Below are 24496 nucleotides of genomic sequence, written 5' to 3' on the forward strand. Positions count from 1 at the left end.
TCCAGCCGCAGCGCCTGATCGCTGTTGCGGACACGGTGGAACGCTGCGCCAGCCTGCCGGAGACGCACACTTCACCCCATCTCTCCAGCCCCCGCCGCAGACCACCGCTACCGTCGCGGCAAAGAAAAAGCCCGGATCACTCCGGGCTCTCGTCAGCCTGCCAGCGCCGGCCTGCCAAAGATCGGCAGGCCCGCGGATCAGGCCCCGGTCAGAGGCGCGCCTCGACCACGGTGACCTTCATCTGGCGGCGCAGCGTCTGCAGCATCGACTGCGAATCCTCGTTGCCGTACAGGCCGGAGAACTGCTGGCGCAGCATCGCCAGTTCTTCCGGGCTCGCCTCCTTGATATCGCCGGGCGTGATCTTGCTGACGACGAACACTGCGGTGCTGTTGTCGGGCAGCGCGGCCTTGCCCGCCGACGGCTTGCCTTCCTGTGGCGGGGCCACCCGGAAGTAGGCTTCGGTCGCGACCGGGTGCGGAATCGGCATGCCCCGCTGCACGCCCGGGATGTCGTGCGCCACCAGGTTGCGTTCCTTGGCGATGGCATGCAGGTCGCCGCCGGACTTCAGCTTGGCCAGCACGGCATCGGCCTCGGCCGCCGCCTGCTTGGCGCCACGATCGCGACGGACGTCGGCAATGATCTGCTCGCGCGCCTCGTCCAGCGTCAATGCGCGCTCGGGCGCGTGCTCGGTCACGCGGATCAACGCGATGTGGTTCGGGCCCAGTTCGATCGGATCGCTGACCGTACCGTCCTGGATCAGGCTCTCGGAGAACGCCGCACGCTGGATTTCCGGCAATGCGCCAAAACCGGAAGTCTCGCCACGACGGAACGGACCAATCGTCTGCACTGGCAGCTTGGCCAGTTGCGCGGCCGCCTCCAGCGAGGTCGGGTTCTTGAACACCTCGTCGACGACCTGGCCGCTGAGATCGCTGAACACGCGCTCGCGCGAGGCTTCGCTCTCTTCGCGCGCCAATTCCTCACGGACGGCTTCGAACGGCGTCTGGCTGCCGCCCTTGAGCTCGCGCAGCTGCAGCACATGCCAGCCGAAATCGGTCTTGACCGGGCCGCGGATCTCGCCAGCCTTCATCGCGAACAGCGCGTCCTCGAACGGGCCGGTCATCATGCCCTTCTCGACCCAGCCGAGATCGCCACCATTGGCCTTGGAACCCGGGTCTTCAGAATTGGCCTGCGCAAGCGCGGCGAAGTCGGCACCCTCGCGGGCCTGCTTGGCGAGCGCATTGGCCTTGTCCTCGGCCGCCTTCACCGCCGCCGGATCCTTCGGATCGCTGACGCTGACCAGGATGTGCGACGCCAGGCGCTGCTCGGGCTCGATGAAACGCGCCTTTTCCTGCTCATAGCGCTGGCGCAGGGCGGCATCGCTGGGCTCGGCCGGCGGCGGCAGCATCGCGCCATCGATCTCGACATACTCGATCGACACCGTCTCGGGCGCGCGATAGCGCTGCGCATTGGCCTTGTGCCAGTCCTCGATCTCCTTCGCGCTGACCTCGGCGGTATCGGCCTGCGGGGGCGGCAGCTGCAGGAAGGTCACATCGCGCTTCTCGCCGAGCAGGCGCATCAGGCGCTCGACTTCGCCGGTGGTTACGAAGGCCGACTGCGCGACCTGCGCGCTCATCACCGACTGCTGCATGTTCTCGCGCAGCTGGTCCTGGAACTGGCGCGGCGTCAGCGGCGGATTCTGCCCCTGCAACGCCAGCTGGTAACGCTGGGTGTCGAACTTGCCTTCCACCTGGAACGCCGGGATCGACTCGATGACCTCACGCAACTGCGCATCGCCGATCGCGACGCCGCTGCGCTTGGACGCCAGCCGCAACACGGCCTGGTCGATCAGCGCCTCGAGCACCTCGCGCTTCTTCTCGGCCGACTCGAAGCCGCGGGCGTCGAACTGATCGCCCTGCTGGTCGCGCTGGCGCAGCCGCTCCTGCTCGAAGGCGTTGCGGAATTCTTCGGTGCTGACTTCCTCGGACTGCCAGGCGAACTTGCGCACCAGCGCCCAGTCCGGCGCCGAGCGCCACCACTTCGGCGGGGCCTCCACCTTGGCCGCGTAGTCGGCGGCACCCTGGAACAGGTACTGCTCCATGCCGAAGAACGCGAACGGGATGGCCAGGATGCCCACGATCACGATGGCGATCCAGCCGGAGGTCTTTTCTCTGAGGGCTTGCAGCATGGTTCAGTCACGAAAGGGACGTAGCCGCCCAGTTTAACCGCAAGCCGGGCAAGCTGCAGGCCTGCCGCGCGATGTCGGCCACGACCATTTCCGCGCGGCGCGGACGCGGGTGCGTCAGACAAGGCGGATCGAACCCGGGATAGGCCCGTGGCGGACAAGGCGCCCTGCACCGGGGGCCGCGCACCCGGGGGCCTGCAAGGCCAGACTCGGGAAGGGCCCTGGAAAACGCCGGCCCCGAAAACCAAAAAACCCCGCATTTCTGCAGGGTCTTGGAATCACTGGCGGAGTGGACGGGACTCGAACCCGCGACCTCCGGCGTGACAGGCCAGCATTCTAACCAACTGAACTACCACTCCGCTGTTTGAAACCTGCTTCCCCTGGTCGACGACCGGGAAAAGCAAAACCCCGCGCACTCGCGGGGCTTTGAAAGAACTGGCGGAGTGGACGGGACTCGAACCCGCGACCTCCGGCGTGACAGGCCAGCATTCTAACCAACTGAACTACCACTCCGCGTTCTTGCAACCTGCACGGATACAACGTCTGCCCTGGTGGGTGCTGAGGGTTTCGAACCCCCGACCCTCTCCGTGTAAAGGAGACGCTCTACCGCTGAGCTAAGCACCCAATGGAACCGACAACTCCGGAACCGGGCAACTCCGAGCCGCTTAGTTTACAGCGTCCTTCAGGGCTTTGCCAGCCTTGAACACCGGATTGTTGGACGCCGGGATTTCGATAGCTTCCTTGGTGCGCGGGTTCAGACCGGTGCGCGCAGCGCGCGGGCGGACAGAGAACGAGCCGAAGCCGATCAGATTGACAGCCTCACCGCCCTTCAGGGCTTCGGTGATCGCAGCGATGACCGCATCGACGGCCTTGCCGGCGTCGACCTTGCTCAGGCCCGCGTTCTCGGCAACCTTCTCGGACAGATCAGTTTTGTTGAAAGCCATCTACATATCTCCTGTGCGGAACATTCACCGCATTTGTTTGGATCGGGATCGATACGGGGAATTCCGTATCCATTCCGAACCCCTGATGTGATCAGGGCGCCATTCTACGCAATCTCGATAGCGTAAGAAATGCACCGTTGATCGGTTGGCGACGTCAATCGGCGCCCGTTTTCCAGAAAAATAACATCACTGGGACAACCGGCGCCGGGTGACTGAATCGTGGATCAATGCTTGACGCTGCTACGCGCAGGCGCCTTCTTCCTTGCGGGAATGACCTTGGCCAGTTCCTTCTTCTTTCCCTTCACGGCCGCCGGCGGTGCAAGCGGACGTTCGAGTGCGATGTCGAGCACTTCGTCGATCCATTTGACCGGGATGATCTTCATGTGATCCGTCACATTTTTGGGGATGTCAGCCAGGTCCTTGCGATTCTCTTCGGGAATGATGACGGTACGGATACCGCCGCGCAGGGCAGCCAGCAGCTTCTCCTTCAGGCCTCCGATCGCACTGACGCGTCCACGCAGCGTGATCTCGCCGGTCATCGCCACGTCGGCCTTGACCGGGACCTTGGTCAGCATCGACACCAGCGCGGTCGCCATCGCGATACCGGCACTCGGGCCGTCCTTGGGCGTCGCGCCATCGGGCACGTGCACGTGCACGTCGTGCTTCTGCAGGAAATCCACGTCGATGCCGAGGCGATCGGTGCGCGCACGCACGACCGACAACGCCGCCGACGCCGATTCCTTCATGACGTTGCCGAGCTGACCGGTCAGCGTGACATTGCCCTTGCCCGGCACCAGCGTCGATTCGATCTGCAGCAGGTCGCCGCCGACTTCAGTCCAGGCCAGTCCCGTCACCAGGCCGATCTCGTTGTCCTGCTCGGCACGACCGAAATCGAAACGCTGCACGCCGAGGTACTTCTCGAGATTCTTCGCGCTGACCGTGAGCGTCCTGGCCTTCTTGCCCTTGCCCTTGGCCACCACGGGCGCGGGGCCTGCAAGCGCGATCTCCTTGACCACCTTGCGGCAGATCTTGGCGATCTCGCGCTCGAGGTTGCGCACGCCGGACTCGCGCGTGTAGTAGCGCACGATGTCGCGGATCGCATCCTCGGCGATGCCGAGCTCGTCGGCCTTGAGTCCGTTGGCCTTCATCTGCTTGGGCACGAGGTAACGCATGGCGATGTTGATCTTCTCGTCCTCGGTATAACCGGGGATACGGATCACTTCCATGCGGTCGAGCAGCGGACCGGGGATGTTCAACGAGTTCGAGGTGGCGACGAACATCACTTCCGACAGGTCGAGGTCGACTTCGAGGTAATGATCGTTGAAGGCGTTGTTCTGTTCCGGGTCGAGCACTTCCAGCAGCGCCGAGGACGGGTCGCCACGGAAGTCCATCGACATCTTGTCGATCTCGTCGAGCACGAACAGCGGGTTCTTCTGCTTGACCTTGTTGAGGTTCTGCACGATGCGACCCGGCATCGAGCCCACGTAGGTCCGGCGATGCCCGCGGATCTCCGCCTCGTCGCGCACGCCGCCCAGCGACATGCGCACGAACTTGCGGTTGGTCGCCTTGGCGATGCTCTGCCCCAGCGAGGTCTTGCCGACGCCGGGCGGTCCGACCAGGCACAGGATCGGGCCACGCATCTGCTTCACGCGCGACTGCACCGCCAGGTATTCCAGGATGCGTTCCTTGACTTTCTCAAGCCCGAAGTGGTCGGCGTCGAGCGTGTCCTGCGCGACCTTGAGGTCCTTGCGCACCTTGCTGCGCTTCTTCCACGGCACGCCCAGCAACCAGTCGAGGTAGTTGCGCACGACCGCAGCTTCGGCCGACATCGGCGACATCTGCTTGAGCTTGTTGAACTCGTTGCGCGCCTTGGCCTCCACGTCCTTGGGCATGCCGGCCTCGGCGATCTTGCGCGCGATCTCCTCGATGTCGTTGGGCGCATCGTCGATCTCGCCCAGCTCCTTCTGGATCGCCTTCATCTGCTCGTTGAGGTAGTACTCGCGCTGCGACTTCTCCATCTGCGACTTGACCCGGCCGCGGATGCGCTTTTCCATCTGCTGCACGTCGATCTCGCCATCGACGTAACCGACCAGCAGCTCGAGGCGCTCGGCGGTGTCGACGCTTTCCAGCAGCTTCTGCTTCTCCGACAGGCGCACGCCGATGTGCGCCGAAACGATGTCGGCAAGGCGACCGGGCTCATCGATGCCGGCCAGCGTCTGCAGCAGCTCCGGCGGCAGCTTGCGGTTGGTCTTGACATACTGCTCGAACAGCGACACCAGCGAGCGTGCGATCGCTTCGGTCTCGCGCGGCTCGCGGCTGTCGATCGGATCGATGACGACACCGCGACCGGCCAGCGTGCCGTCGACTTCGCGCACTTCGCTGACGCGCACGCGCGACACGCCCTCGACCAGCACCTTGATGGTGCCATCGGGCAGTTTCAGCAGTTGCAGCACCTGCGCCAGCGTGCCGATCTCGTAGAGATCGGCGGCCTCGGGATCATCGGTCTCTGCCGAACGCTGCGCGACCAGCAGGATCCGCTTGTCTTCTTCCATCGCGATATCGAGCGCGCGGATGGACTTGTCGCGCCCGACGAACAACGGGATGACCATGTGCGGAAACACCACCACGTCGCGCAACGGCAACACCGGCAGTTGGAGGGACTCGGCTACGGCTCGCTCGGTCATCGGGATTCCAGGGTCTCAAGTTTCAATCGGCAACCACTTCATGGGGATTTAACGACCTGCCATGCGTCGGCGGCCGCTCTTGCGCTGTTATGGGGTTATCGCCCGCCGGATGCAAGCAGGAAAGGCCCGACAATGCGGGCCAGATGCGGGACAGCTTCAGGATCAGGCACTTGCGGTGATTTGCGTCACGAAATCGCGAGATTTTCCGGTGCGGGCCAGGCCTCGCACGGCATCACGACGTCCCCGGCCGAAGCCGGGGAGCAAGTGCGTGGTCAGGCCTATTCGGCCGATGCGACCTTCTGCGGCGCAGGCGGGGTCTGGTAGATCAGGTACGGCTCGGACTTGTGCTCGATCACCGACTCGTCGACGACGACCTTGGAGACATTCTCCAGCGACGGCAACTCGTACATCGTGTCCAGCAGGACCGATTCGACGATCGTGCGCAGTCCACGTGCACCGGTCTTGCGCTTGATCGCCTTGCGCGCGATCGCGGTCAACGCGTCCGGGCGGAACTCGAGTTCCACGCCTTCCATGTCGAACAGCTTCTTGAACTGCTTGCTGATCGCATTCTTGGGCTCGGTGAGGATCTTCACCAGTGCCTCTTCGTCCAGCTCCTCGAGCGTCGCGACGACCGGCAGGCGGCCAACGAACTCGGGGATCAGGCCGTACTTGATCAGGTCTTCGGGCTCGACCTGCGCCAGCACCTTGCCGGTATCGGTCTTGCGCTCGGAGCTCTTGAGCTTGGCGCCGAAGCCGATGCCGCCGGCGTCCGAGCTGCGCGCCTGGATCACCTTGTCCAGGCCGGCGAACGCGCCGCCGACGATGAACAGGATGTTGCGGGTGTCGACCTGCAGGAATTCCTGCTGCGGGTGCTTGCGGCCACCCTGCGGCGGCACGCTGGCCAACGTCCCTTCGATCAGCTTCAGCAGCGCCTGCTGCACGCCTTCGCCGGACACGTCGCGGGTGATCGACGGGTTCTCGCTCTTGCGCGAGATCTTGTCGATTTCATCGATATAGACGATGCCCTGCTGTGCCTTCTCGACGTCGTAGTCACACTTCTGCAGCAGCTTCTGGATGATGTTCTCGACGTCCTCGCCCACGTAACCGGCTTCGGTCAGCGTGGTCGCGTCGGCCATCGTGAACGGCACGTTGAGCAGGCGCGCCAGCGTCTCGGCCAGCAGCGTCTTGCCCGAACCGGTCGGGCCGACCAGCAGGATGTTCGACTTCGCCAGTTCGACGTCGTCGTTCTTCTGCCGGCTCTCGATGCGCTTGTAGTGGTTGTACACCGCGACCGCGAGCGTGCGCTTGGCACGGTTCTGGCCGATGACGTACTGGTCCAGCACCTCGAGGATCTCGCGCGGCTTGGGCAGCGAGCTGCGCGCAGACTGTGCCTTCTCCTCGAGTTCCTCGCGGATGATGTCGTTGCACAGCTCCACGCATTCATCGCAGATGAACACGCTCGGACCCGCGATCAGCTTGCGGACCTCGTGCTGGCTCTTTCCACAGAAAGAGCAGTAGAGGATCTTGGTGCTGTCGCCGGAACGGCCTTGACGGTCTTCGCTCATGCCCTGATCAATCTTTCGCTGCGGTTACGGTTTCGAGAATAGCACAGGCCCCGGCCGTGCAAAGTACGCACGACCAGAGCAAATAGCTTAATGATTTCAACAACTTAACCCGGCTGGATCGACTCTTCCGGGCGCCGCTCGAGCACCTGGTCGACCAGTCCGTAATCGCGCGCAGCCTCGGCACTCTTGAAATTATCGCGCTCGGTGTCGCGCGCGATCGTCTCCAGCGGCTGGCCGGTGTGACGGGCCATGATCTCGTTCAGGCGCTGCTTCATCGACAGGATTTCGCGCGCATGGATGTCGATGTCGGTGGCCTGCCCCTGGAAGCCGCCCAGCGGCTGGTGGATCATCACCCGCGAGTTGGGCAGCGCATAACGCTTGCCGGCGGCACCCGCCGACAGCAGCAACGCACCCATGCTGGCCGCCTGGCCGAGGCAGGTGGTGCTGACGTCTGGCTTGATGAACTGCATCGCGTCGTAGATCGCCATGCCCGCGGTGACGATGCCACCGGGCGAATTGACATACAGGTTGATGTCCTTCTCGGGGTTTTCGGCCTCGAGGAACAACAGCTGCGCCACGATCACGTTGGCCATGTGGTCGTCGATCGGACCGACCAGGAAGATGATCCGCTCCTTCAGCAGGCGCGAATAGATGTCGTACGCGCGCTCGCCCCGGCTGGTCTGTTCGACCACCATCGGAACGAGATTCAGGGCCTTGGTCTCAATGCTGCTCATGCGGTCTTTGTCCGGTCTGTCGCCTCCCGCGCCAGCGCGGGCGCGGACACGGGGGGCTCCTGAAACTGCAGCGGTTACTGCAGCGAAATGGCTTCCTGGAAGCCCAACGCCTGCTCGGTGTGCTGGGCACGCTCGGCAATCCAGTCGATCACCTGCTCTTCCATCACGCGGTTCTGCAGGTTGGACATAAGCTGGGGATCGTTGCGGTACAAGTCAATGACCTGCTGCGGCTCTTCGTAGGTCGAGGCGATCAGGCGCAGATGCTCGTTCAGGCGCTTGGGGTCCAGCGTCAGCGCGTGCTTGCGCGCGACCTCGCCGACCAGCAGCCCCATCAGCACGCGGTTGCGGGCCGCGTCCACGAACGCTGTATGGGCGTCTGCCGGCGGCGTGACCTGCTGCCCGCTGCGGCGCGACTGCTCCTCGACCTGGCGGGCGAGCAACGAGCGCGCCTCCAGCTCGACCAGCTTCGGCGGCAGCTCGACATCGGCCCAATGGGACACGATCTGCTGCCCCACCTCGCGACGCAGGCGATTCATCAGCGCGCCCTTGAGCTCGCGCTCCAGGTTGCTGCGGATTTCCTGCCGGAACTGCTCCACCTCGCCACCCTTGACGCCGAAGCTGCGGATGAACGCGGCATCGACCTCGGGCAGCACCGGCTCCGAGACCTGCTCGGCGCTGACGTGCACTTCGGCCTGCTTGCCGGCCAGCTGCGGGACCCGCCAGTTGTCCGGGAAGGTCACGTTGACGACCTTCTCTTCGCCCTTGGTGATGCCGACCAGCGCGTTCTCGATGTCGACGAACATCTGGCCCGAACCGACCACCGTGGTGCCGCGCTCGGCGCCTTCGGCCGGCAGGCGCTCGCCGTCGACCAGCGACCAGGTCTCGACGTCCACCGCGTCGCCCGGCTGGGCGCCACGGGTCACCGCGCTCCAGCTGCGGCGCTGCAGGCGCAGGTTCTCGATCATGCGGTCGATGTCGCTCTCGGTCACTTCCGAGGTGTGGCGCACGACGCTGAGCTTGGCCACGTCCAGATCGCCGAAATCGGGCACCACTTCGAACGTGGCGACATAGGCCAGCTCACCCTGCTCGACGTCGCTGCTCGGCTCGATCTGCGGCGCACCGGCGATACGGAACTCGTTCTCGCGCACGGCCTCGTTGAAGCTGTCTCGCAGCAGGCCATCGAGGACCTCGGCGCGGACCTGCTGGCCATAACGCTGCTCGACGACCTTGGCCGGCACCTTGCCGGGACGGAAGCCCTTGATCCGCACCGTCCGCGCGATCTCGCGCAGGCGTCCGCCGACCTGGGTCTCCAGGCTGTCGGCAGGCAGTCGCAGCGTCAAACGGCGCTCGAGATTGCCAAGGGTTTCGACCGAAACTTGCATATCCACTCCTGCGATCGCGGCCATGCCGCGCACCATCTGTCTGGGGTTGTCTGAGAATTTCAATAGTGCTTGCCCGGCGGCGGACCGGACCAGGCCGGCCTCCACGGAGGCAGAACGGGATATTCTGGCCGATTCGGGGGTTTGCCGCCAGCGTGGCGAACACCGGGATGCCGGTGGCGGGCAACGGATGCCCCGGACGGCCCCGGCCCGATCGAACGATCAAAACGGTCGCGGCGCCCGCCTGCGCCTAGACTGATCTCGCCCGGGTGATGGATGCCATGATGCGGGCGGGTGGACTGACGGGCCAGAGAACTCAGGCCCCGCCACGGCCGGAGCTCCCGGCCAGGGACAACCGGCAAGACGGCCCGGGACCCGGGCCGCCTTTCATCCGAATCAGTTGCGCGACTGCAGCTTCGACAGCAGGCGCAGGAACTCAATGTACAGCCACACCAGCGTGACCATCAGGCCGAACGCGCCGTACCACTCCATGTACTTCGGGGCGCCCTGCTCGACGCCGGTCTCGATGAAGTCGAAGTCCAGCACCAGGTTCAGCGCCGCGATCACCACGACGACCAGGCTGAAACCGATCCCGACCAGGCCCGATTCATGGATCAGCGGAATGCTGACGCCGAAGAAGCCCAGCACGATCGTGGCCAGGTAGACCAGCGCGATGCCGCCGGTCGCGGCGACCACGCCGAGCTTGAAGTTCTCGGTCGCCTTGATCAGGCCGCTGCGGTACGCGAACAGCAGCGCGAACAGCGTGCCGAAGGTCAGCAGCACCGCCTGCATGACGATGCCGTCATACATATGGTTGTACATCGCCGAGATCGCGCCGAGGAAAAAGCCCTCGACCAGGGCGTACAGCGGCGCGGTGACCGGCGACCACTGCTTCTTGAAGACCGTGACCATCGCGATGACGAAGCCGCCGATCGCGCCGCCCCACATGTACAGGCCAAAGCCCGGCTGCGGGCGGCCATCGATGCCGAATTCGACCTGCGACCAGGCGAATGCGGCGGTCAGGACGGTCAGCAGCAGCAGGAACCCGGTCTTGTTGACGGTGCCGTTGAGGGTCATGGCCTCGCCGGAGCGCGAGACGACGGTACCGCTCCCCAGATCGAGGAAGGTGGATTCTTTGAGTGCAGGATTTCCGCTACGCATGACTTGCCCCTGATGGCGTCGGATAGAACCAGAGATGAGGATACACGGGGCGACTTTCAATTGCTTTTCGTTGACAGCCGGCCCCCTGCTCCGGAGAATACCGCGTCCACCACGGCCGGCACGGCGCGGTGGGCGCCTGGAGTGACCGCTCGGATCCAGCGGGGTATAGCGCAGTCTGGTAGCGCGCCTGCTTTGGGAGCAGGATGTCGGGGGTTCGAATCCCTCTACCCCGACCATTCGGGTCGCTTCCGGTACGGCTATCATGCGCACACGCGCCCGTAGCTCAACCGGATAGAGCACCGGCCTTCTAAGCCGGTGGTTGCAGGTTCGAGTCCTGCCGGGCGCGCCAGCGGGACCTTTGCGGTACGGATGGGACGAATTCAGGGTACACAGGTGCCCTTCCGCCGGTTTCGGCGGTATCCTGTAAGGCTTCAGTGGTGGATGTAGCTCAGTTGGTTAGAGCACCGGATTGTGATTCCGGGGGTCGCGGGTTCAAATCCCGTCTTCCACCCCAGTGTTGAGATGGTGTGTGACTCAATCGCATGTTTTTCGTGATTGCCACCCGCGGTGGAATCGCCTAGACTATGCGACCGATTTATCGGGCCGTTAGCTCAGTTGGTAGAGCAGTTGACTCTTAATCAATAGGTCCAAGGTTCGAATCCTTGACGGCCCACCATATAGAACGAAGGGTTGCGCGAAAGCGCAGCCCTTTTTTCTTTGCCTGCTGAAAATTCTCCTGAAAACTGGAGGCAAGAGCAGCCAGGCCATGGATGCCCCGCCCCAGCGGATGTCCCAACGATTACCCTGACCACGGTCCTTCCGGGTCACCTGTCGACAGGCCGCGCCTCCATCGTGGCGGCCGCTGGCGCCGGCGACCCGACGACGGCCGCGTCCGGGGCGCGCTCGCCCCGGGTGCTCGACAGCGCATGCCCGACCAGCCCATTGACCAGCGAGCCGGCCACGACGATGCAACTGGCGGCCACCGCACTGCGCCATCGCGACAAGCCGGCGCGGCGCCCGATCCAGTCGAACTGCACGATCCAGAACCACACGAATCCCGCCATCACCATGCATGCGCCGATCAACTCGCGGTCATCATCACCGCCGAGCGTCATCGACGTCCCCAGCGACAGCACCAGCGCGAAGGGCGCGACCAGGTAGCACTGTTCGTAGAACGGGCCGCGCAGGCTGTCCCGGGTGATCGCCGTCCCCGTCCTCAGCAGCGCGTAGGTCGCGCCGGCAAGCGCCCAGACGCCGAAGGCGATGGTCCGGTACAGCAGCAGGTTCTGCTCCGAAGCGAGGATCTCGCTGGCGATCGACCCCGAGGTGTCCGGCGCCTGCGTGCGGATGCCCAGATCGACGACGTGCGCGATCAGCACGCACAGAATCAGCGTCAGTGGCGGGCTCAGCGCCTCTGCGAACCGCGCGTCATCGGTACGGCTCAACTGGCCGCTGGCGTAGGCGGTCATGCCACGCGGCGCGAGGAGGGTGCGCAGCAGCGTCTTGGGCAGCAGGATGATCCAGGTCAGCGCCTCGTAGACGAACTCTTCGAAGGATTTCAGGATTTTCAGGAAGTCCATCGTTCAACGGCTCGGCAGGCGTGTCATCGGGCGAAATGGGGCCAGGGGTCGCAGCGCGCGATCAGGCCGCACGTTCAGGCGGCACGTGAGGCGGCCAGCATGGCCAGGGCCATCATCGCCCCGTCGTTGGCGATGTGCGTGATGGTACTGGCCCAGACATTGCGGGTGAGCAGGAACACGCCGGTGAGCACCAGCCGCGCCGTGCCGATGACCAGCAGCGCCTGCCCCATGTGCCAGCCGTATGTGGACAGGTGCAAGGCGCCGAACGCAAGCGACGTCGCCAGCCAGGACAGACCGATCGCCAGCCACGGTCGCAAGCCGGCGCGCTGCAGCAGGGCCAGCAGGCACAGCAAAGGCAGGATCGTGATCAGCTCCTCGCCGAGCAGTTGCACGGCCGTTGCCGCGAACGCGTTTGCGGCAACGGCGGGCGCCATCGTGCCGAAGGCCTGCAACGCGGGATTCGCAACCAGGTTCGGCGAGCCGACGACCAGGAATGCAACAGCCGCCGGCAACAGCGAGACGAAGGGCAACAAGCCCAACGCGAACAGCACGTCGCGACGCGTGGGCCGATTGAACAGCGTGCGCCAGTGGGCACCGACCGCGATCGCCAGGCCGGCTAACTGGACGACGACGAACGTCACGGCGGCGGCCCATCCACCCAGCGCACCGGGCCAGGCTCTCGGGATGTCCAGCAATGCGGCGAAGGCGAGCGCGCAGGCCAGCAGCACGACCGCGCAGTCGCGGATGTCGAACGCTGCCGGGCCGCCGGGCTGGAACGGGAACGCGTCTATGGGTCGCATGCCGCCACCATGAAGATCCTCCACCGAATGCGCAGTATCCACATTCCGGCAGCGCCGATGCGATGGCTGCCGAAGTGGCGATCACCCGCGCGAACATCCGCCGGGGATGGCGATCAGCGCTTGCGCAGCCGGGTCAGCGACTGCACCAGGCCGTCGTTGCGGACCATGCACAGGAAGCGGCCTTCCGGGTAGTCGACGATCAGTTCGGTCACGTCGTCGTTGACCGGCACACGCGTGACCAGCCGCCCATCCGCGTTGGCGCGGGTGTCGCAGGCATCGAGCAGGACACTGCCCTCCACCGCCGACGAGGAGCGACGGCCCACGGACGCGCTATCCCGAGACAGGTTGCGGAACACGGCGTGGCAGCCATCCTTGACCCAGACCGCATGGCGGTAAAGCCCCCAGTTCTCGTTCTGCACGCAGCGGGCCCTGCCCAGCTGACGGACCAGTTGCACGTCGCCGCGCGTATCCATCGCGCACTCCGCCTGCCTCCTGATGGCCGCCTCGCAGCTGACCTCGCCCGCGGCGCCCGCGATGCCGCGACCGACCGGACCGGGCTCGGAGTGCCGGTTTGCGATGGAACAGATGCCGTTGCTTCCGCTGCGCTCGGTGTACGAGACGTTGAGTTCGCCATCCGTGGACCGCATGATCGACAGCGTGATGCCTTCACGGGCATCGCGCGCTTCGAAGTAATCGTCGCTGATGCGCTGGACCCGCGCTTCGCGGCCATTGACGTAGACCGGCCCACCCTCGTCGGCATGCACGGCCACGCCGCCCGGGCAGGTGCCATTGAACAGCGGGATCGCCGCCTGTGCGGTTTGCGGCAGCGGCAGCGCGAGCAGCAGCGCGAAGGCTGCGGGCACCATCTTCCTGATCATCGTCGCTTCCGGAATCCCCAAACCCGCAGACTACCCATCCGGGGCCTGGGGCCGATGTGATGGACGCCACCCTTCGCCATACATCGGCGCCGCGGCCGGCCAGGCCCGCACACCGGCGCGGCCTGGCAAGAGGTGCGAAGCGCGACCTGCCCTGTGTCGCGGACCTGGCCGGCCCGCCCCGGTGGACCGACAGCGCCGGGACAACCCTCACGCCATCGGGCCTGCGGGCAATTGGGCTACCATACGCCCCCGCCGCGCGATGCCGGATAGCATTCTTCTGTAGGCTGGCGGGATGCCTGTCGTTCCCCGCGGACCACGGGGTAGATGCATCGACACACCATGGCGTGCGAACATCCGCGCGCAGCGACAACGCGAAAGTGGCGGAATTGGTAGACGCCCTGGTTTTAGGTACCAGTGCCGCAAGGCGTGGGGGTTCGAGTCCCCCCTTTCGCACCAACGTGCCGGCTGCCCCGCCGACCATGCCGCGTTGGCCGCAGCCGGCCTTGCAGATCGTCGGACGCCATCAACCTGGCCACCCGGTTCACGCTGGCCGCATCGCCTTCGTCGGCAAGGTCTTGCTGCATCCGCCCCCCTCCTCGAGCAACCCTGGTCCAGCCACGTACAAAGGACCTCGATTGAGCGCGGGGCGGCGGTGGTCGATGTGGCGGGAGGCAGTACGCTGCCCGACGCACTGGCCCAACGAAGTACCAAGGCGTGGCTGCCGCTGCAGGACTTGCGGAAACTATGGACCTGCCAACATCGGTGTTTCCCTTCATCGTCCGCAACGTCTCCAGGTGGGTTGCATGGCGGCCCATGCATGAAGGCCTGAACCTCATGAAAAACCCCATTCAACGTCAAGCCTTCTGCTGGCGTTGATCGCATCCAACGTGAAGGTGCATGCCTGCGCGTCTTCCACGTCTCCCTTCCACACCATCCTGTGCGTGATGGCTGGCCACCAGGCCAAGTTTGGTGATTTTGTTGACGCCACGCATGCCGTGGCGTCAACGCACACTATCCTCGTCCAGCTGGCCTCAATCCTGCGATGCTGCACTCAGCGGAACGGCAGGATCAATGACGATGGTCTCGCCCAACCCCAGCGCGCGCACCGGCGCTTCGATGGTGGACAGCTCACCCATCACAATCCAGGTGAGGGATTCCGGATCGATCTCCTTGGCGAACACGTCACGCAGCTGATCGGGCTCGACCGATCCAAGCAGATCCATGTATCGCTCCAGGTAATCGTCGGGCTTGCCGTACAGACGTCCGTTGGCGATCACACCGATGAAGGTACTGAGGGATTCGAATGCACTTGGAAACGCGAAGACGGCGCTGCGCACCCGCTCCATCTCGTCCGCCGTAATCGGGACACTGCCGTTGGCCAGCGCGGCAATTTCCTTCTTGATCTCGACGATGGACTCTGCGGTCTTGTCCTGCTGCACGCGGCTCTGGGCCATCCAGATCCGCTGCCCAATGGACGACCCCGCAGCCGCGCTGGCACCGTAGGACCAGTGCTTGTCCTCGCGCAGGTTGAGATTGAGCCTGGACAGCAGACCTGCCCCCAGGATGCGCGTGGATGCATCGAGCAGATCGGCATTCTCGTCTCCCGTGGGCGACACCAGCTTGGCGGCCATGATGGTGGCCTGCTGCGCACCCGGTTGATCGACGAGGATGACGCGCGGCTGCCTCGGCCCGGCAACAACGGGAATCGACGCTACGGCGCTACGGTTGCCTTCGACTGCCCACTGCCCGAAACGCGCCTCCAGCAGCGGCAGGATCTCGGCCAGGGACGTATCGCCCGCAATCGTGATCGATGCCAGTTCGGGACGCAGCCGTTCACGGTGATAAGCCAACATGTCCTCGCGCGTGATTGCCGTGATATCGGCCTCGGTCATGCGCATGTTGTAGGGATGCCCGGCGCCGTAGAGTTGCTCGCTCGTCACCATGCTGAGGATGGCCGGCGACAGTGCCATCTGCTTGAGACTGACGATCGACGCCGCGCGCACGCGCTCGATTTCCTCCGGTGCGAACATGGGACGCTTGATCATGTCCGCAACCAGGTCGAGCGATTCGGGCAGGCGGTCAGCCAACGCCTGCACCGAGACCGACGCCGAATCACCAGTGGCACCAGCACCCGTCGAGGCACCGATTTCCATCTGCCGCGCCGCGAACTGCTGTGTGTTGCGGTCGCCGGCACCCTTGGTCAGCAGGCCGAACGTGAGCTCTGACAACGCCGGCCCCGCGCCGGACGAGGATCGGCCACCCACGAAATCCATGCGCATCATCACCAAAGGGAGCTCACTGCGTTCGATCAGGATCACCGGAATCCCGTTCGACAGCGTCGCCTGCTGGCGCGGCGGCAGCGTGAACTCCGGGAACTGCGTGGTCTGGGGCACACCCAGGCTGCGATCCACCGCGGCCGGCAGCGTGGTGAAACGCGGATCGGGCGGCGGCACCTTCATCGGCGACTGCTGCGCGTCGTCGGCCTGCGCACTGGCGGCGCGCTCCGCGCGCGATTCGCCGGGAAGAACGGTCAATCGATAGGAGGCGCCACTCAGCCAGCGTCGCGCAGCGTCACGGATGCGCTCGGGCGTCGCACTGGCCACGATCGCCATCTTGTCGCGCCAGCAATCAGGGCGACTGACGGCCGAAACGCAGGCATTGAGCAACTCGGCCTTGCGCGACACCCGCTCCAGACCCTTCACCATGGACGAAGTCTGCAGCATCTGCGCCGCACGCACTTCCTCCCAGGTCGGCCCTGTTTCCAAGAAGCGCTCGAGCTCCTCATCCAGCAGAGCCTCGGCACGCGCAGGGTCCACCCCTTGTTTGACGTACGCATTGAGCGTGAACATTCCGGCGAGCTCCATGCCCGAATACGAAGCAGCAGCGCCGTCGGCGACCTGCTCGCGCAGCACCAGCCGTCCGGACAGCTGTGACCCCTCCCCGATCCCGAACGGGATGCTCGCCATTTCCAGCAGCACGGCGTCCTCGGTGTGTTCGGGTGGGGCGATGAAATTTCTGGTCACCAGAGCACGCGCCACACGGTCCTCGACCACTTCACGCACGTCCGCGCTCAAGTGGGGCAAAGGCGCGGAGGGCCGCTGCATCGTCGCGCTGGCGGGAATGTGCCCGAAGTAGCGCGTCACCTTGTCACGTGCGGTTGCCAGGTCGATGTCGCCCGCCAGCACCAAGACGGCGTTGTTGGGTCCATACCAGCTCTTGAACCAGGTGCGCACATCTTCCAGCGTGGCGCGCTCCAGATCCTCTTGCGTGCCGATCGGCATCAAGTGGTAGGGATGCCCCTTGGGATAGAGAGTGGCGTACATGGGATCGACGATGACCGAATACGGCACGGCCGCCTGCTGTCGCTTTTCGTTCATCACCACGCCGCGCTGCTCATCGAGCGTGGCCTGATCGATCGCACCGATGAAGTGCCCCATCCGGTCGGATTCCATCCACAACGCCATGTCGAGCGCCGTAGTTGGCACGGTCTGGAAATAGTTCGTTCGATCGAAATGCGTGGTGCCGTTCTGGTCACTCACACCAACTACGCCGAAGGGCTCGAAGAATTCCCCCTTGAAGTTCTCGCTGCCCTGGAACATCAGATGTTCGAACAGATGCGCGAAGCCACTCCGCCCAGCCGGTTCGTTGCGGCTGCCCACGTGGTACCAGATGTTGACCGCAACGACGGGCGCCTTGCGGTCGGTATGCACGATCACCCGCAAACCGTTCGGCAGCGTGAACTCCTCGCTGGCGACCTCGATGTCGGCAGCAATCGTGGCGACCGGGGAAGGCGGCGTTGCGGATGGCTTGGCAATCGCACTGGTCGCCAGGATGGCGGCCGCACATGCAAGGCCGATGCGTTGGAACTTGATCAAGATCGTCTCCTCGAATCAAATGCAGGATGCATCACGGCAGGCCATGCCGTGATGCGTCGAAGGGGCCGCCATCTGCGGCACGGGTGTCAGAACCGCTGGGTGATGGTCAGGTAGTACGACGCACCGTTCGCATCGCCATACGGACTGATGCGCAGCACGGTTCCGCTGTCATAGGGCGGCGCCCTGTTGAAGATGTTTCGCGCCCCCATTGCGATTTCCGTGCTTTCTCCGAGCCGGTAGTGTCCGAACAGGTCGAAGTACACCTGCGACGGCACGCCCACCGCACCCTGTGCAGGAATGAGCACGCGCTGGACACTCAGGTCGTAGCCCGAAGTCATGCGCGTACGCATACCCAACCCCCAGTTTTCGTTGCTGTAGCGCACTGTCCCGTTGCCTCGCCACTCTGGCCCGCCGGCAGAGCTGGCAGGATCGAGCGCCGCCAGCGAACTGGTGCCGGCATAGTTCCGTTCCGAGCTGTTTTCGCTGATCTGCATCTTGAATGCGTAAGCCCAGGTCGCCGCCAGCGAGAAGTCCAGCGAGCCGCCGGCGAAGTCCATGCTGTAGTCGGCCGCCAGATCGAGCGCCTCGATCTTGGATCCGGAAATGTTGACTAACGATAGATCGAGATCGGTCACCGGGCCGACGCCGTAATTGCCGAAGCTCGCCGGATCGGGGTTGCGCGTGACCCGGTCGGGGTTGGCCGCGATGAAATCCTCGAAGATCGTCTGCAGGTCCGGCCCACCCAGCACGCCCAGCAACAGCAGGCCGGGATCATAGTAATTGTCCCGTTTCTCGATGCGCGTCCAGTCGGCGGAAAGGCGCAAATGGGGGATCCGCACGGGGGCGTAGATCACGCCGGCGGTATAGCTGTCGGAGTGTTCCGGATCGAGGGTGGTATTGCCGCCGGAGATCAGGTTGATCGTCCTCAGGAAACCGTTGCCCATGAACTCGTTGCCGCGCATGGAATCGGTCAGGTAGACAGGGGACACGGAAACCCTCGAGACAAGCTGGAAGGCTTCCTGCGGCCGGTAACCCGTCGCATAGGAGCCACGCAGCGTGACATCCGCAGTGGGCTGCCATTTGATGCTGAAGGTCGGATTGAATGACGAGTCCGACACGACCGCGCGCTCGATGAGCGCCCCGTCTGGCGGGCAGGGCGTGGCCAGGTCGGCATCCTCCAGCGGGCGACTGACCAGCAGGCAACTGATGAGCGGGTCGGCGCCATCGACGCGATAGCGCTCATGCCGCCCTGCAAGCGACAGCTCCAGGGCATGCACCAGGGGAATGCCCTTGTCGGGCGACACCAGAGGGAAACGACCCTCGAAGTAGAAGGCGTCGTTCCTGATGTCACGCGGGACACTGTAATTGATCTGCGACATGAGTTCGTTCGGAGCGTAGTTGACGGCACCTTCGAGCTTGGTTTCTGCACGCTGCACATGCATCGACACCGTCGGCGCACCTCCGGGCAAACGGAACGGCAGTGGGCCGGCGAGCCGGAGCGACGCCGTCGTCGAGACTGCCTCGCGATCGCTGGCAGTCGCAGGAATCGGCAGGTATTCCACTTGCCATGGATCGGCGAGCTGATCGCGCAAGAGATTGGCGGTGGTCGGCAGCGCGTTGCGGAACGCTGCTGAAAGATGGGTCGGCGATCCGTACTGGTTGTCGGTATGGTTCCAGGCCAGATCTGCTGAGGCATGCCAATCGCGGGGCAAGTCCGCGATCACACCTGCCGTCGCACGCAGCGTGTCGGTCTGGTAGCGCGAAAACCGTGGCTCTTCGGTTTCCAGCAACGACACCATGATCGCCTGTTGGAACGGATTGTTGGGCGCATCTGCCGCCAACTGGATCGTGCTGGCGGGAAACATGGGTGAGGCGCGCTCCCCCTTGCTGCGATTGCCTGCGATCTCACCAAACCCCCTGATGCGCGACGTCAGCTGCTGCCGGATCGACAACGTCCCGCCCATGGATTCAGTCCCATTGAGCACCTGCGCACGGCTGCCCCACGGACCACCGCTGGGTTTCTGGGTGGTGGAGGCCAGATCCATGTTGTACGCGCCGGCGTTGGCGAGCAGCCCCGCAGCGCCATCGAGCCCAATGCCGCGATAGCCCACTGGGATCGAGCCGAAGCTCGCTCCCAGCGCCGTTCCGCAGTATGGCGTGGGATTCGTTGCGCTGCAGGCGTCGAACGTCAATGGCGTGCCGTTCGCGCTCCTGTAGTTCGGTGTTGCGCCCAGGGGAACCTCGTTGGACGTCGGGGCCAACGCCATGCGCCGATTGCCGTAATCGATCAGGAAGTCGCGCTGGCCGTACTCGATCGGATCATCCTTCTGCCAACTTGCGGTAGCCGAGAGGTTGCCGCCCTCCCAGGGAGTCAAGCCGGACGACAGGTTGACGCGTCGGGTCGTGGCACCGCCATCCACCGTCCCGCCAAACGTGGCCTCGAGTTCCAGCCCGCGGTAGTCGCGCTTGAGAATGATGTTGACCACGCCACCGGTCGCGCTTCCGCCGTAAATGCCGGACGCCGAAGACGCGAGCACCTCGATCCGCTCGATCGAAGACAGCGGAATCCCGTTCAGCACCGGCTGCTCGATCCGTCCCCACGCGTTGCCGCTATTGATCGGTGCGATGCGACGCCCGTCGACGAGCACCAGGGTTTCACCGCTCCCCAGACCACGCAGGTTGATCATGCCAACCTGATTGTTGGCCTCGTTCGCCGCATTGAGACCGGGGTTTGCGCTGGCATTCAGATAATCACGAAAAAAATCTTCGAGATTGGTCGCCCCCGAGCGACGGATCTGTGCTTCGTCAAACACGATGTACGGCTGCGCATCATCGCGCGTGCGGCGGATATCGGTATTCAGCGTCCACGAGCGCTCGCCAACCACCAGGATTTCCGGCAAGTTGGTGGCCTTCTGGGAAAATTCGATGTCTTTTCCCGATGTACCCTGCGTGGAGACATCCGGCTTGTCAGCTGGCGCCGGTTCGATCACGAATGTATGCGTGTTGACCGCGCGCATTACAAAGCCGGTACCGCGCAACATCCGCTCCAGTGCATCTTCTGCCGACATCCGACCCGTCACCGCGTTTGATCGCACCCCTGCGATCGTTGCGCGGTCGAACATCACCGACCGATGGCTTTTCTGTCCGAATGTTTCGAGCGCAGCGGCCAATGGCTGCGCGGGAATCGAATAGCTCTGCGCCAGCTCCTGCGCAATGGCGACGGGCACCGCTGCCAGCACGAATGCCGACACACTCACCGAACTCACTGCAGACAGATGCTTCCTGATGAATCGCAACATGAACCGCTCCCCGTATCGGGCGACTACGCCCTCATAGTTAGGAACGCATCACGCGCTCAGTTCCGAACAGAAAATTTCAAATAATCGTCATTGTCTCGACACGGAACCCTGTTGGCGCAGCTTGAGCGCGACGGCATCCTTCGCCTGCACTGCATCGACCGGATGCAAGGCAGTCAGTGCGGCAACGAAGTCCTCGGGCCTGTCGACGCGAAACACGCCACTCACCAGCAGCCGGCCGATCGCGTCGTCCTCGATCTCCAGTCGACGGAGAGAATGACGGTTGAACTGCGCCACAGCGCTCGCGACGGAATCATCGCGCAGCATCACCAGTCCACGATTCCAAGCGGTCCCCTGCTCCACATCCGCAGCCCGGATGACCGGCCTACTGCCTGCCACCGCCATGCTCAGCTGCTGACCGGGCCGCAACACTTCACGATCCAGCAGAGGCAGGAGCCGGGGCAGACCGCTGCGACGCAAGGGGTCCACCTCCACGCTGCCTTCCACCAGCAGGACTTTCACACCGCCGTCCGGTGCGACTTCGACATCGAAAGCCGTTCCGGTCGCGGTGATCAGGCGATCGCCGGCCGCAACCACAAAGGGTCGTGAAGCGTCTTTGGCGACATGGAACAGCGCCTGGCCGGACAACAGCTGGATGTCGCGACGGTCGGCTGCATAACCGACCTGCACGATCGTCGCACCGTTCAAGGCAACACGCGACCCATCGTCGAGTACGACTTCGCGGCGCTCGCCGCGGGCCGTCGCGTAGCGGGTCACGGCATCGGCAGAAGCCCGATGTGGAGCCGGTCCCGGCGCCGGCGACAGCACCACCGCTGACGCCACCGCCAGCATCAGCCCAGCCGCGACCGCCCAGCGTGCATTGGACCTGCGCTTGGGCGGGCGGGCGGCGCGCGCATACGCCAGTGCCTCCTGACGCATGCGTCGGATGCCGGGCTCGCTGGCGAACTGCCCGATCAGGGCATCGCGCTCCTGCTCGCGGGTCCAGACGCGGCGGTTCTCGGCGTCGGCCAGCCAGGTCTTGAAGTGGCCATCCTGCGCGAATGCGGCCGGATCCATGCGTCGACGCGTGGCCCACCAGATCGCGGCTGCTTCAGGGTCCTGCGGCGGACGCTGCCGGAACATCATCACGACAGGCGCTCCCGCAGCAGCGTCAGCACGCGGCTGATGTCTTTCTCCACCAGCCGCTGGGAAACACCGAGCATGGCCGCGATCTCCCTGCCGGTCATTTCTTCGTATCGGTTCAACAGGAAGATCATCCTTGGCCGCTCGGGCAGCTCCTGCAGGGCCGCGATCATGATGGCATGGGCCTCGCGCGCAATCAGGTCGTGTTCAGGGGTGAGGCCGTCGACCAGCCGATCCTCGGTGTCGGTCCCGGCCTCGTAGGCGATCGGCGGTCGCGCGCTGGTGCGTCGATGCCGGTCGCGAAGGTGGTTCGCCGCGGCCTGGAAGATGTAGCGCTCGATGTCGGCGATGCTGTCGATCTCGGCACGGCGGCTCAGGCTTGCAAAGACCTCCTGCGTGGCGTCCTCCGCATCGGCCACGTTGCGCAGGCGACGACTGAAGAACGCGAAGATCGGCGCGCGATACCGTTCGAACGCCTGCTCGACCGTGAATTCTGGAGCGGGTGCGTCAATCATGTCCTGCCATGCGTAGAAAACCCCATATCCCTCCAGACGCACCGGAACCGGAGTTCCGCACACCCCGCCGCAACGTGGCACGGATCGGCCCCATTGATGGCGCACTTGACCGTCCTGGCCAGCCCTATCGTAGCCGCCGGAGACGGCACTCCGGTCTGGTCGCCGATGAGGTCGCAGAACCGCGGCATGCGGCCCAGGGTTCACCCTCCGTTTTCATGGTGCTCCCACGATGCGATAAAGCGCTCCAGGCGAATGATGACAAGCTTCGCCGGCCAAGGACGGAGCTTGGCGTAACCCGTGAATGGAGTTCTGTGTGGAATACGCGCGCCGCCTGAAGCGACAGCATCGCGGGGACGTTTTGGGGAAATCACAGTAGAATTGAAATAAATTATATATATAAATCAATTACTTATGCAGACACTTCTCACCAAGCCAACACGCGCCCCGTGTCGTGTCCCCGCCCTGCACTGGCTGCCACAAAACAGGACGGGACGCCGAAGCGTCCCGTCAGGTCGTCACGCGTCATGGCCGGCGCTTTCGCACCCGCCATGCGTGTATCACACGCGGCTGGCGATCGCCTGGGCGAACGACATCGTGCTGCCGCTGCCGCCGAGGTCGCCGGTCAGCGAATCCTTGGCATCGAGCGTGGACACGATCGCGGCACGCAGGCGCGTCGCATCGGCCGGCAGGCCGAGATGATCGAGCATCTGCGCAGCCGCAAGCAGCAGCGCGCAGGGATTGGCCTTGCCCTGGCCGGCGATGTCCGGCGCGGTGCCATGCACGGCTTCGAAGATCGCAGCGTCCTTGCCGATGTTGGCGCCCGGCGCCAGGCCAAGGCCGCCGACCAGGCCCGCGCAGAGGTCGGAAATGATGTCGCCGAACAGGTTGGTGGTGACCATGATGTCGAACTGCTCGGGACGCATCACCAGCTGCATGCAGGTGTTGTCGACGATCATCTCGTTGCACTCGATGTCCGGATACTCGGCCGCGACTTCACGTGCGACCTTCAGGAACAGGCCCGAGGTGCTCTTGAGGATGTTGGCCTTGTGTACCACGGTCACTTTCTTGCGGCCGGTGCTGCGCGCCAGTTCGAACGCGTAACGCACGATGCGCTCGGAGCCCTTGCGCGTGATCTTGGTCACCGACACCGCGGTCTCGCCATCGGCGGACACTTCCTGGCCCTCGCTGATGTAGGAGCCCTCGGTGTTCTCGCGGATCGTGATCAGGTCCACGCCGCTGCCGAAACGCGAACGGGTATTGGGGAACGAGATCGCCGGACGGACATTGGCATACAGGTCGAACTGCCTGCGCAGCTCGACGTTGATCGAGCTGAAACCGCCGCCGACCGGCGTCGTCAACGGGCTCTTCAGCGCGACCTTGTTGCGACGGATGGATTCCATGGTGGTCGCCGGCAGCAGTTCGCCATGCTTTTCAAGCGCGACAAGGCCGGCATCGGCGTCTTCATAGGCCAGGTCGAGCTGCATGGCATTGAGCACATGCAGGGTCGCGTCCATGATTTCCGGGCCGATACCATCGCCGCGGATGACCGTAATCGTTTGAGTCATGTGGGGATTCCGTACACGAAGGCGCCGCGCTGAATCCAGGCGCCGGATGAAAGTTGATAACGTGCATTATGCCCGACCGGGCCGGGCACTCCCAAATCGACCTTGGTCTGGGGTGCCGGCCAGACAGGCGGGATGCAGGCTTTCAGCCTGGTTCCCGGCCGGCGGACCGCCGTCTACCGCACGCGCCCGCGCCCG

The 24496-nt window shown here is 64.5% G+C and carries 15 protein-coding genes and 8 tRNA genes; 5 read left to right on the plus strand and 18 right to left on the minus strand.

Going from position 1 to position 24496, the window contains the following annotated elements; all coding sequences use genetic code 11:
* Positions 1-208 precede the first annotated feature (208 nt).
* The 10 genes from ACYX7E_RS10830 to ACYX7E_RS10875 form a co-directional block, all read right to left on the minus strand.
* Entirely contained in the window at positions 209-2185 is a 1977-nt protein-coding gene (locus tag ACYX7E_RS10830; protein WP_462080582.1) for a SurA N-terminal domain-containing protein, read from the minus strand.
* 279 nt (positions 2186-2464) lie between these two features.
* A tRNA-Asp gene (locus ACYX7E_RS10835) sits at positions 2465-2541 on the minus strand.
* A 77-nt stretch (positions 2542-2618) separates the two neighbouring features.
* Positions 2619-2695 (minus strand) — tRNA-Asp (locus ACYX7E_RS10840).
* Positions 2696-2731: 36 nt separating this feature from the next.
* A tRNA-Val gene (locus ACYX7E_RS10845) sits at positions 2732-2806 on the minus strand.
* Between the two features lie 41 nt (positions 2807-2847).
* Positions 2848-3126 (minus strand): HU family DNA-binding protein, encoded by a 279-nt coding sequence (locus tag ACYX7E_RS10850; RefSeq protein ID WP_462080583.1) that lies wholly within the window; start codon positions 3124-3126, stop codon positions 2848-2850.
* 224 nt (positions 3127-3350) lie between these two features.
* A complete protein-coding gene (gene lon, locus ACYX7E_RS10855; protein WP_462080584.1) occupies positions 3351-5810 on the minus strand; it encodes an endopeptidase La in 2460 nt (819 codons plus the stop codon).
* Between the two features lie 278 nt (positions 5811-6088).
* The gene (gene clpX, locus ACYX7E_RS10860; RefSeq protein WP_462080585.1) at positions 6089-7375 is read right to left on the minus strand and encodes an ATP-dependent Clp protease ATP-binding subunit ClpX; all 1287 of its coding nucleotides are present in this window, start codon (positions 7373-7375) and stop codon (positions 6089-6091) included.
* Positions 7376-7479: 104 nt separating this feature from the next.
* A complete protein-coding gene (gene clpP, locus ACYX7E_RS10865; RefSeq protein WP_462080586.1) occupies positions 7480-8109 on the minus strand; it encodes an ATP-dependent Clp endopeptidase proteolytic subunit ClpP in 630 nt (209 codons plus the stop codon).
* A 74-nt stretch (positions 8110-8183) separates the two neighbouring features.
* Positions 8184-9491 carry a trigger factor gene (tig, locus tag ACYX7E_RS10870; protein WP_462080587.1) on the minus strand — a complete coding sequence of 436 codons (1308 nt, stop codon included), beginning with the start codon at positions 9489-9491 and terminating at the stop codon, positions 8184-8186.
* 393 nt (positions 9492-9884) lie between these two features.
* The gene (locus tag ACYX7E_RS10875) at positions 9885-10649 is read right to left on the minus strand and encodes a Bax inhibitor-1/YccA family protein (RefSeq protein WP_462080588.1); all 765 of its coding nucleotides are present in this window, start codon (positions 10647-10649) and stop codon (positions 9885-9887) included.
* A gap of 159 nt (positions 10650-10808) precedes the next feature.
* Between ACYX7E_RS10875 and ACYX7E_RS10880 the strand changes: the two genes are divergently transcribed.
* The 4 genes from ACYX7E_RS10880 (at position 10809) to ACYX7E_RS10895 (ending at position 11325) form a co-directional block, all read left to right on the plus strand.
* Positions 10809-10885, plus strand: a tRNA-Pro gene (locus ACYX7E_RS10880).
* 36 nt (positions 10886-10921) lie between these two features.
* Positions 10922-10998, plus strand: a tRNA-Arg gene (locus ACYX7E_RS10885).
* A gap of 88 nt (positions 10999-11086) precedes the next feature.
* A tRNA-His gene (locus ACYX7E_RS10890) sits at positions 11087-11163 on the plus strand.
* An 86-nt stretch (positions 11164-11249) separates the two neighbouring features.
* A tRNA-Lys gene (locus ACYX7E_RS10895) sits at positions 11250-11325 on the plus strand.
* Between the two features lie 148 nt (positions 11326-11473).
* Here ACYX7E_RS10895 and ACYX7E_RS10900 read toward each other — a convergent pair.
* The 3 genes from ACYX7E_RS10900 to ACYX7E_RS10910 all read right to left on the minus strand — a co-directional run bounded on the left by ACYX7E_RS10900 (position 11474) and on the right by ACYX7E_RS10910 (position 13907).
* A complete protein-coding gene (locus tag ACYX7E_RS10900) occupies positions 11474-12229 on the minus strand; it encodes a hypothetical protein (RefSeq protein WP_462080589.1) in 756 nt (251 codons plus the stop codon).
* A 74-nt stretch (positions 12230-12303) separates the two neighbouring features.
* Positions 12304-13029, minus strand: a complete 726-nt coding sequence (locus ACYX7E_RS10905) for a CPBP family intramembrane glutamic endopeptidase (RefSeq protein ID WP_462080590.1) — start codon at positions 13027-13029, stop codon at positions 12304-12306.
* Positions 13030-13142: 113 nt separating this feature from the next.
* A complete protein-coding gene (locus ACYX7E_RS10910) occupies positions 13143-13907 on the minus strand; it encodes a DUF3011 domain-containing protein (protein ID WP_462080591.1) in 765 nt (254 codons plus the stop codon).
* A 371-nt stretch (positions 13908-14278) separates the two neighbouring features.
* On the opposite strand from ACYX7E_RS10910, the gene ACYX7E_RS10915 reads away from it, so the two are divergent.
* A tRNA-Leu gene (locus tag ACYX7E_RS10915) sits at positions 14279-14363 on the plus strand.
* Between the two features lie 575 nt (positions 14364-14938).
* Here the strand turns inward: ACYX7E_RS10915 and ACYX7E_RS10920 are convergent.
* From ACYX7E_RS10920 to ACYX7E_RS10940, 5 genes are all read right to left on the minus strand, one after another.
* On the minus strand, positions 14939-17782 hold the full coding sequence (locus tag ACYX7E_RS10920; RefSeq protein WP_462080592.1) for a M16 family metallopeptidase: 2844 nt from the start codon (positions 17780-17782) through the stop codon (positions 14939-14941).
* Positions 17783-17868: 86 nt separating this feature from the next.
* Positions 17869-21081, minus strand: coding sequence for a TonB-dependent receptor domain-containing protein (locus ACYX7E_RS10925; RefSeq protein ID WP_462080593.1), 3213 nt, complete (start codon positions 21079-21081; stop codon positions 17869-17871).
* An 87-nt stretch (positions 21082-21168) separates the two neighbouring features.
* A complete protein-coding gene (locus tag ACYX7E_RS10930) occupies positions 21169-22224 on the minus strand; it encodes a FecR family protein (RefSeq protein ID WP_462080647.1) in 1056 nt (351 codons plus the stop codon).
* Positions 22224-22841 carry an RNA polymerase sigma factor gene (locus tag ACYX7E_RS10935; RefSeq protein ID WP_462080594.1) on the minus strand — a complete coding sequence of 206 codons (618 nt, stop codon included), beginning with the start codon at positions 22839-22841 and terminating at the stop codon, positions 22224-22226. Before ACYX7E_RS10935 ends, ACYX7E_RS10930 begins: the two co-directional genes overlap by 1 nt.
* Before the next feature lie 452 nt (positions 22842-23293).
* Positions 23294-24301, minus strand: a complete 1008-nt coding sequence (locus ACYX7E_RS10940; protein WP_462080595.1) for an isocitrate dehydrogenase — start codon at positions 24299-24301, stop codon at positions 23294-23296.
* Positions 24302-24496 lie beyond the last annotated feature (195 nt).

Source organism: Luteimonas sp. RIT-PG2_3 (genome assembly GCF_054902115.1).

Bases quoted from the DNA above. Each gene is read 5' to 3' on its own strand.
- ACYX7E_RS10900 (WP_462080589.1), bottom strand. From the start codon at position 12,229: ATGGACTTCCTGAAAATCCTGAAATCCTTCGAAGAGTTCGTCTACGAG.
- ACYX7E_RS10925 (WP_462080593.1), bottom strand. From the start codon at position 21,081: ATGTTGCGATTCATCAGGAAGCATCTGTCTGCAGTGAGTTCGGTGAGT.
- ACYX7E_RS10875 (WP_462080588.1), bottom strand. From the start codon at position 10,649: ATGCGTAGCGGAAATCCTGCACTCAAAGAATCCACCTTCCTCGATCTG.
- lon (WP_462080584.1), bottom strand. From the start codon at position 5,810: ATGACCGAGCGAGCCGTAGCCGAGTCCCTCCAACTGCCGGTGTTGCCG.
- ACYX7E_RS10850 (WP_462080583.1), bottom strand. From the start codon at position 3,126: ATGGCTTTCAACAAAACTGATCTGTCCGAGAAGGTTGCCGAGAACGCG.
- ACYX7E_RS10940 (WP_462080595.1), bottom strand. From the start codon at position 24,301: ATGACTCAAACGATTACGGTCATCCGCGGCGATGGTATCGGCCCGGAA.
- ACYX7E_RS10910 (WP_462080591.1), bottom strand. From the start codon at position 13,907: ATGATCAGGAAGATGGTGCCCGCAGCCTTCGCGCTGCTGCTCGCGCTG.
- ACYX7E_RS10905 (WP_462080590.1), bottom strand. From the start codon at position 13,029: ATGCGACCCATAGACGCGTTCCCGTTCCAGCCCGGCGGCCCGGCAGCG.
- clpP (WP_462080586.1), bottom strand. From the start codon at position 8,109: ATGAGCAGCATTGAGACCAAGGCCCTGAATCTCGTTCCGATGGTGGTC.
- tig (WP_462080587.1), bottom strand. From the start codon at position 9,491: ATGCAAGTTTCGGTCGAAACCCTTGGCAATCTCGAGCGCCGTTTGACG.
- ACYX7E_RS10830 (WP_462080582.1), bottom strand. From the start codon at position 2,185: ATGCTGCAAGCCCTCAGAGAAAAGACCTCCGGCTGGATCGCCATCGTG.
- ACYX7E_RS10930 (WP_462080647.1), bottom strand. From the start codon at position 22,224: ATGATGTTCCGGCAGCGTCCGCCGCAGGACCCTGAAGCAGCCGCGATC.
- clpX (WP_462080585.1), bottom strand. From the start codon at position 7,375: ATGAGCGAAGACCGTCAAGGCCGTTCCGGCGACAGCACCAAGATCCTC.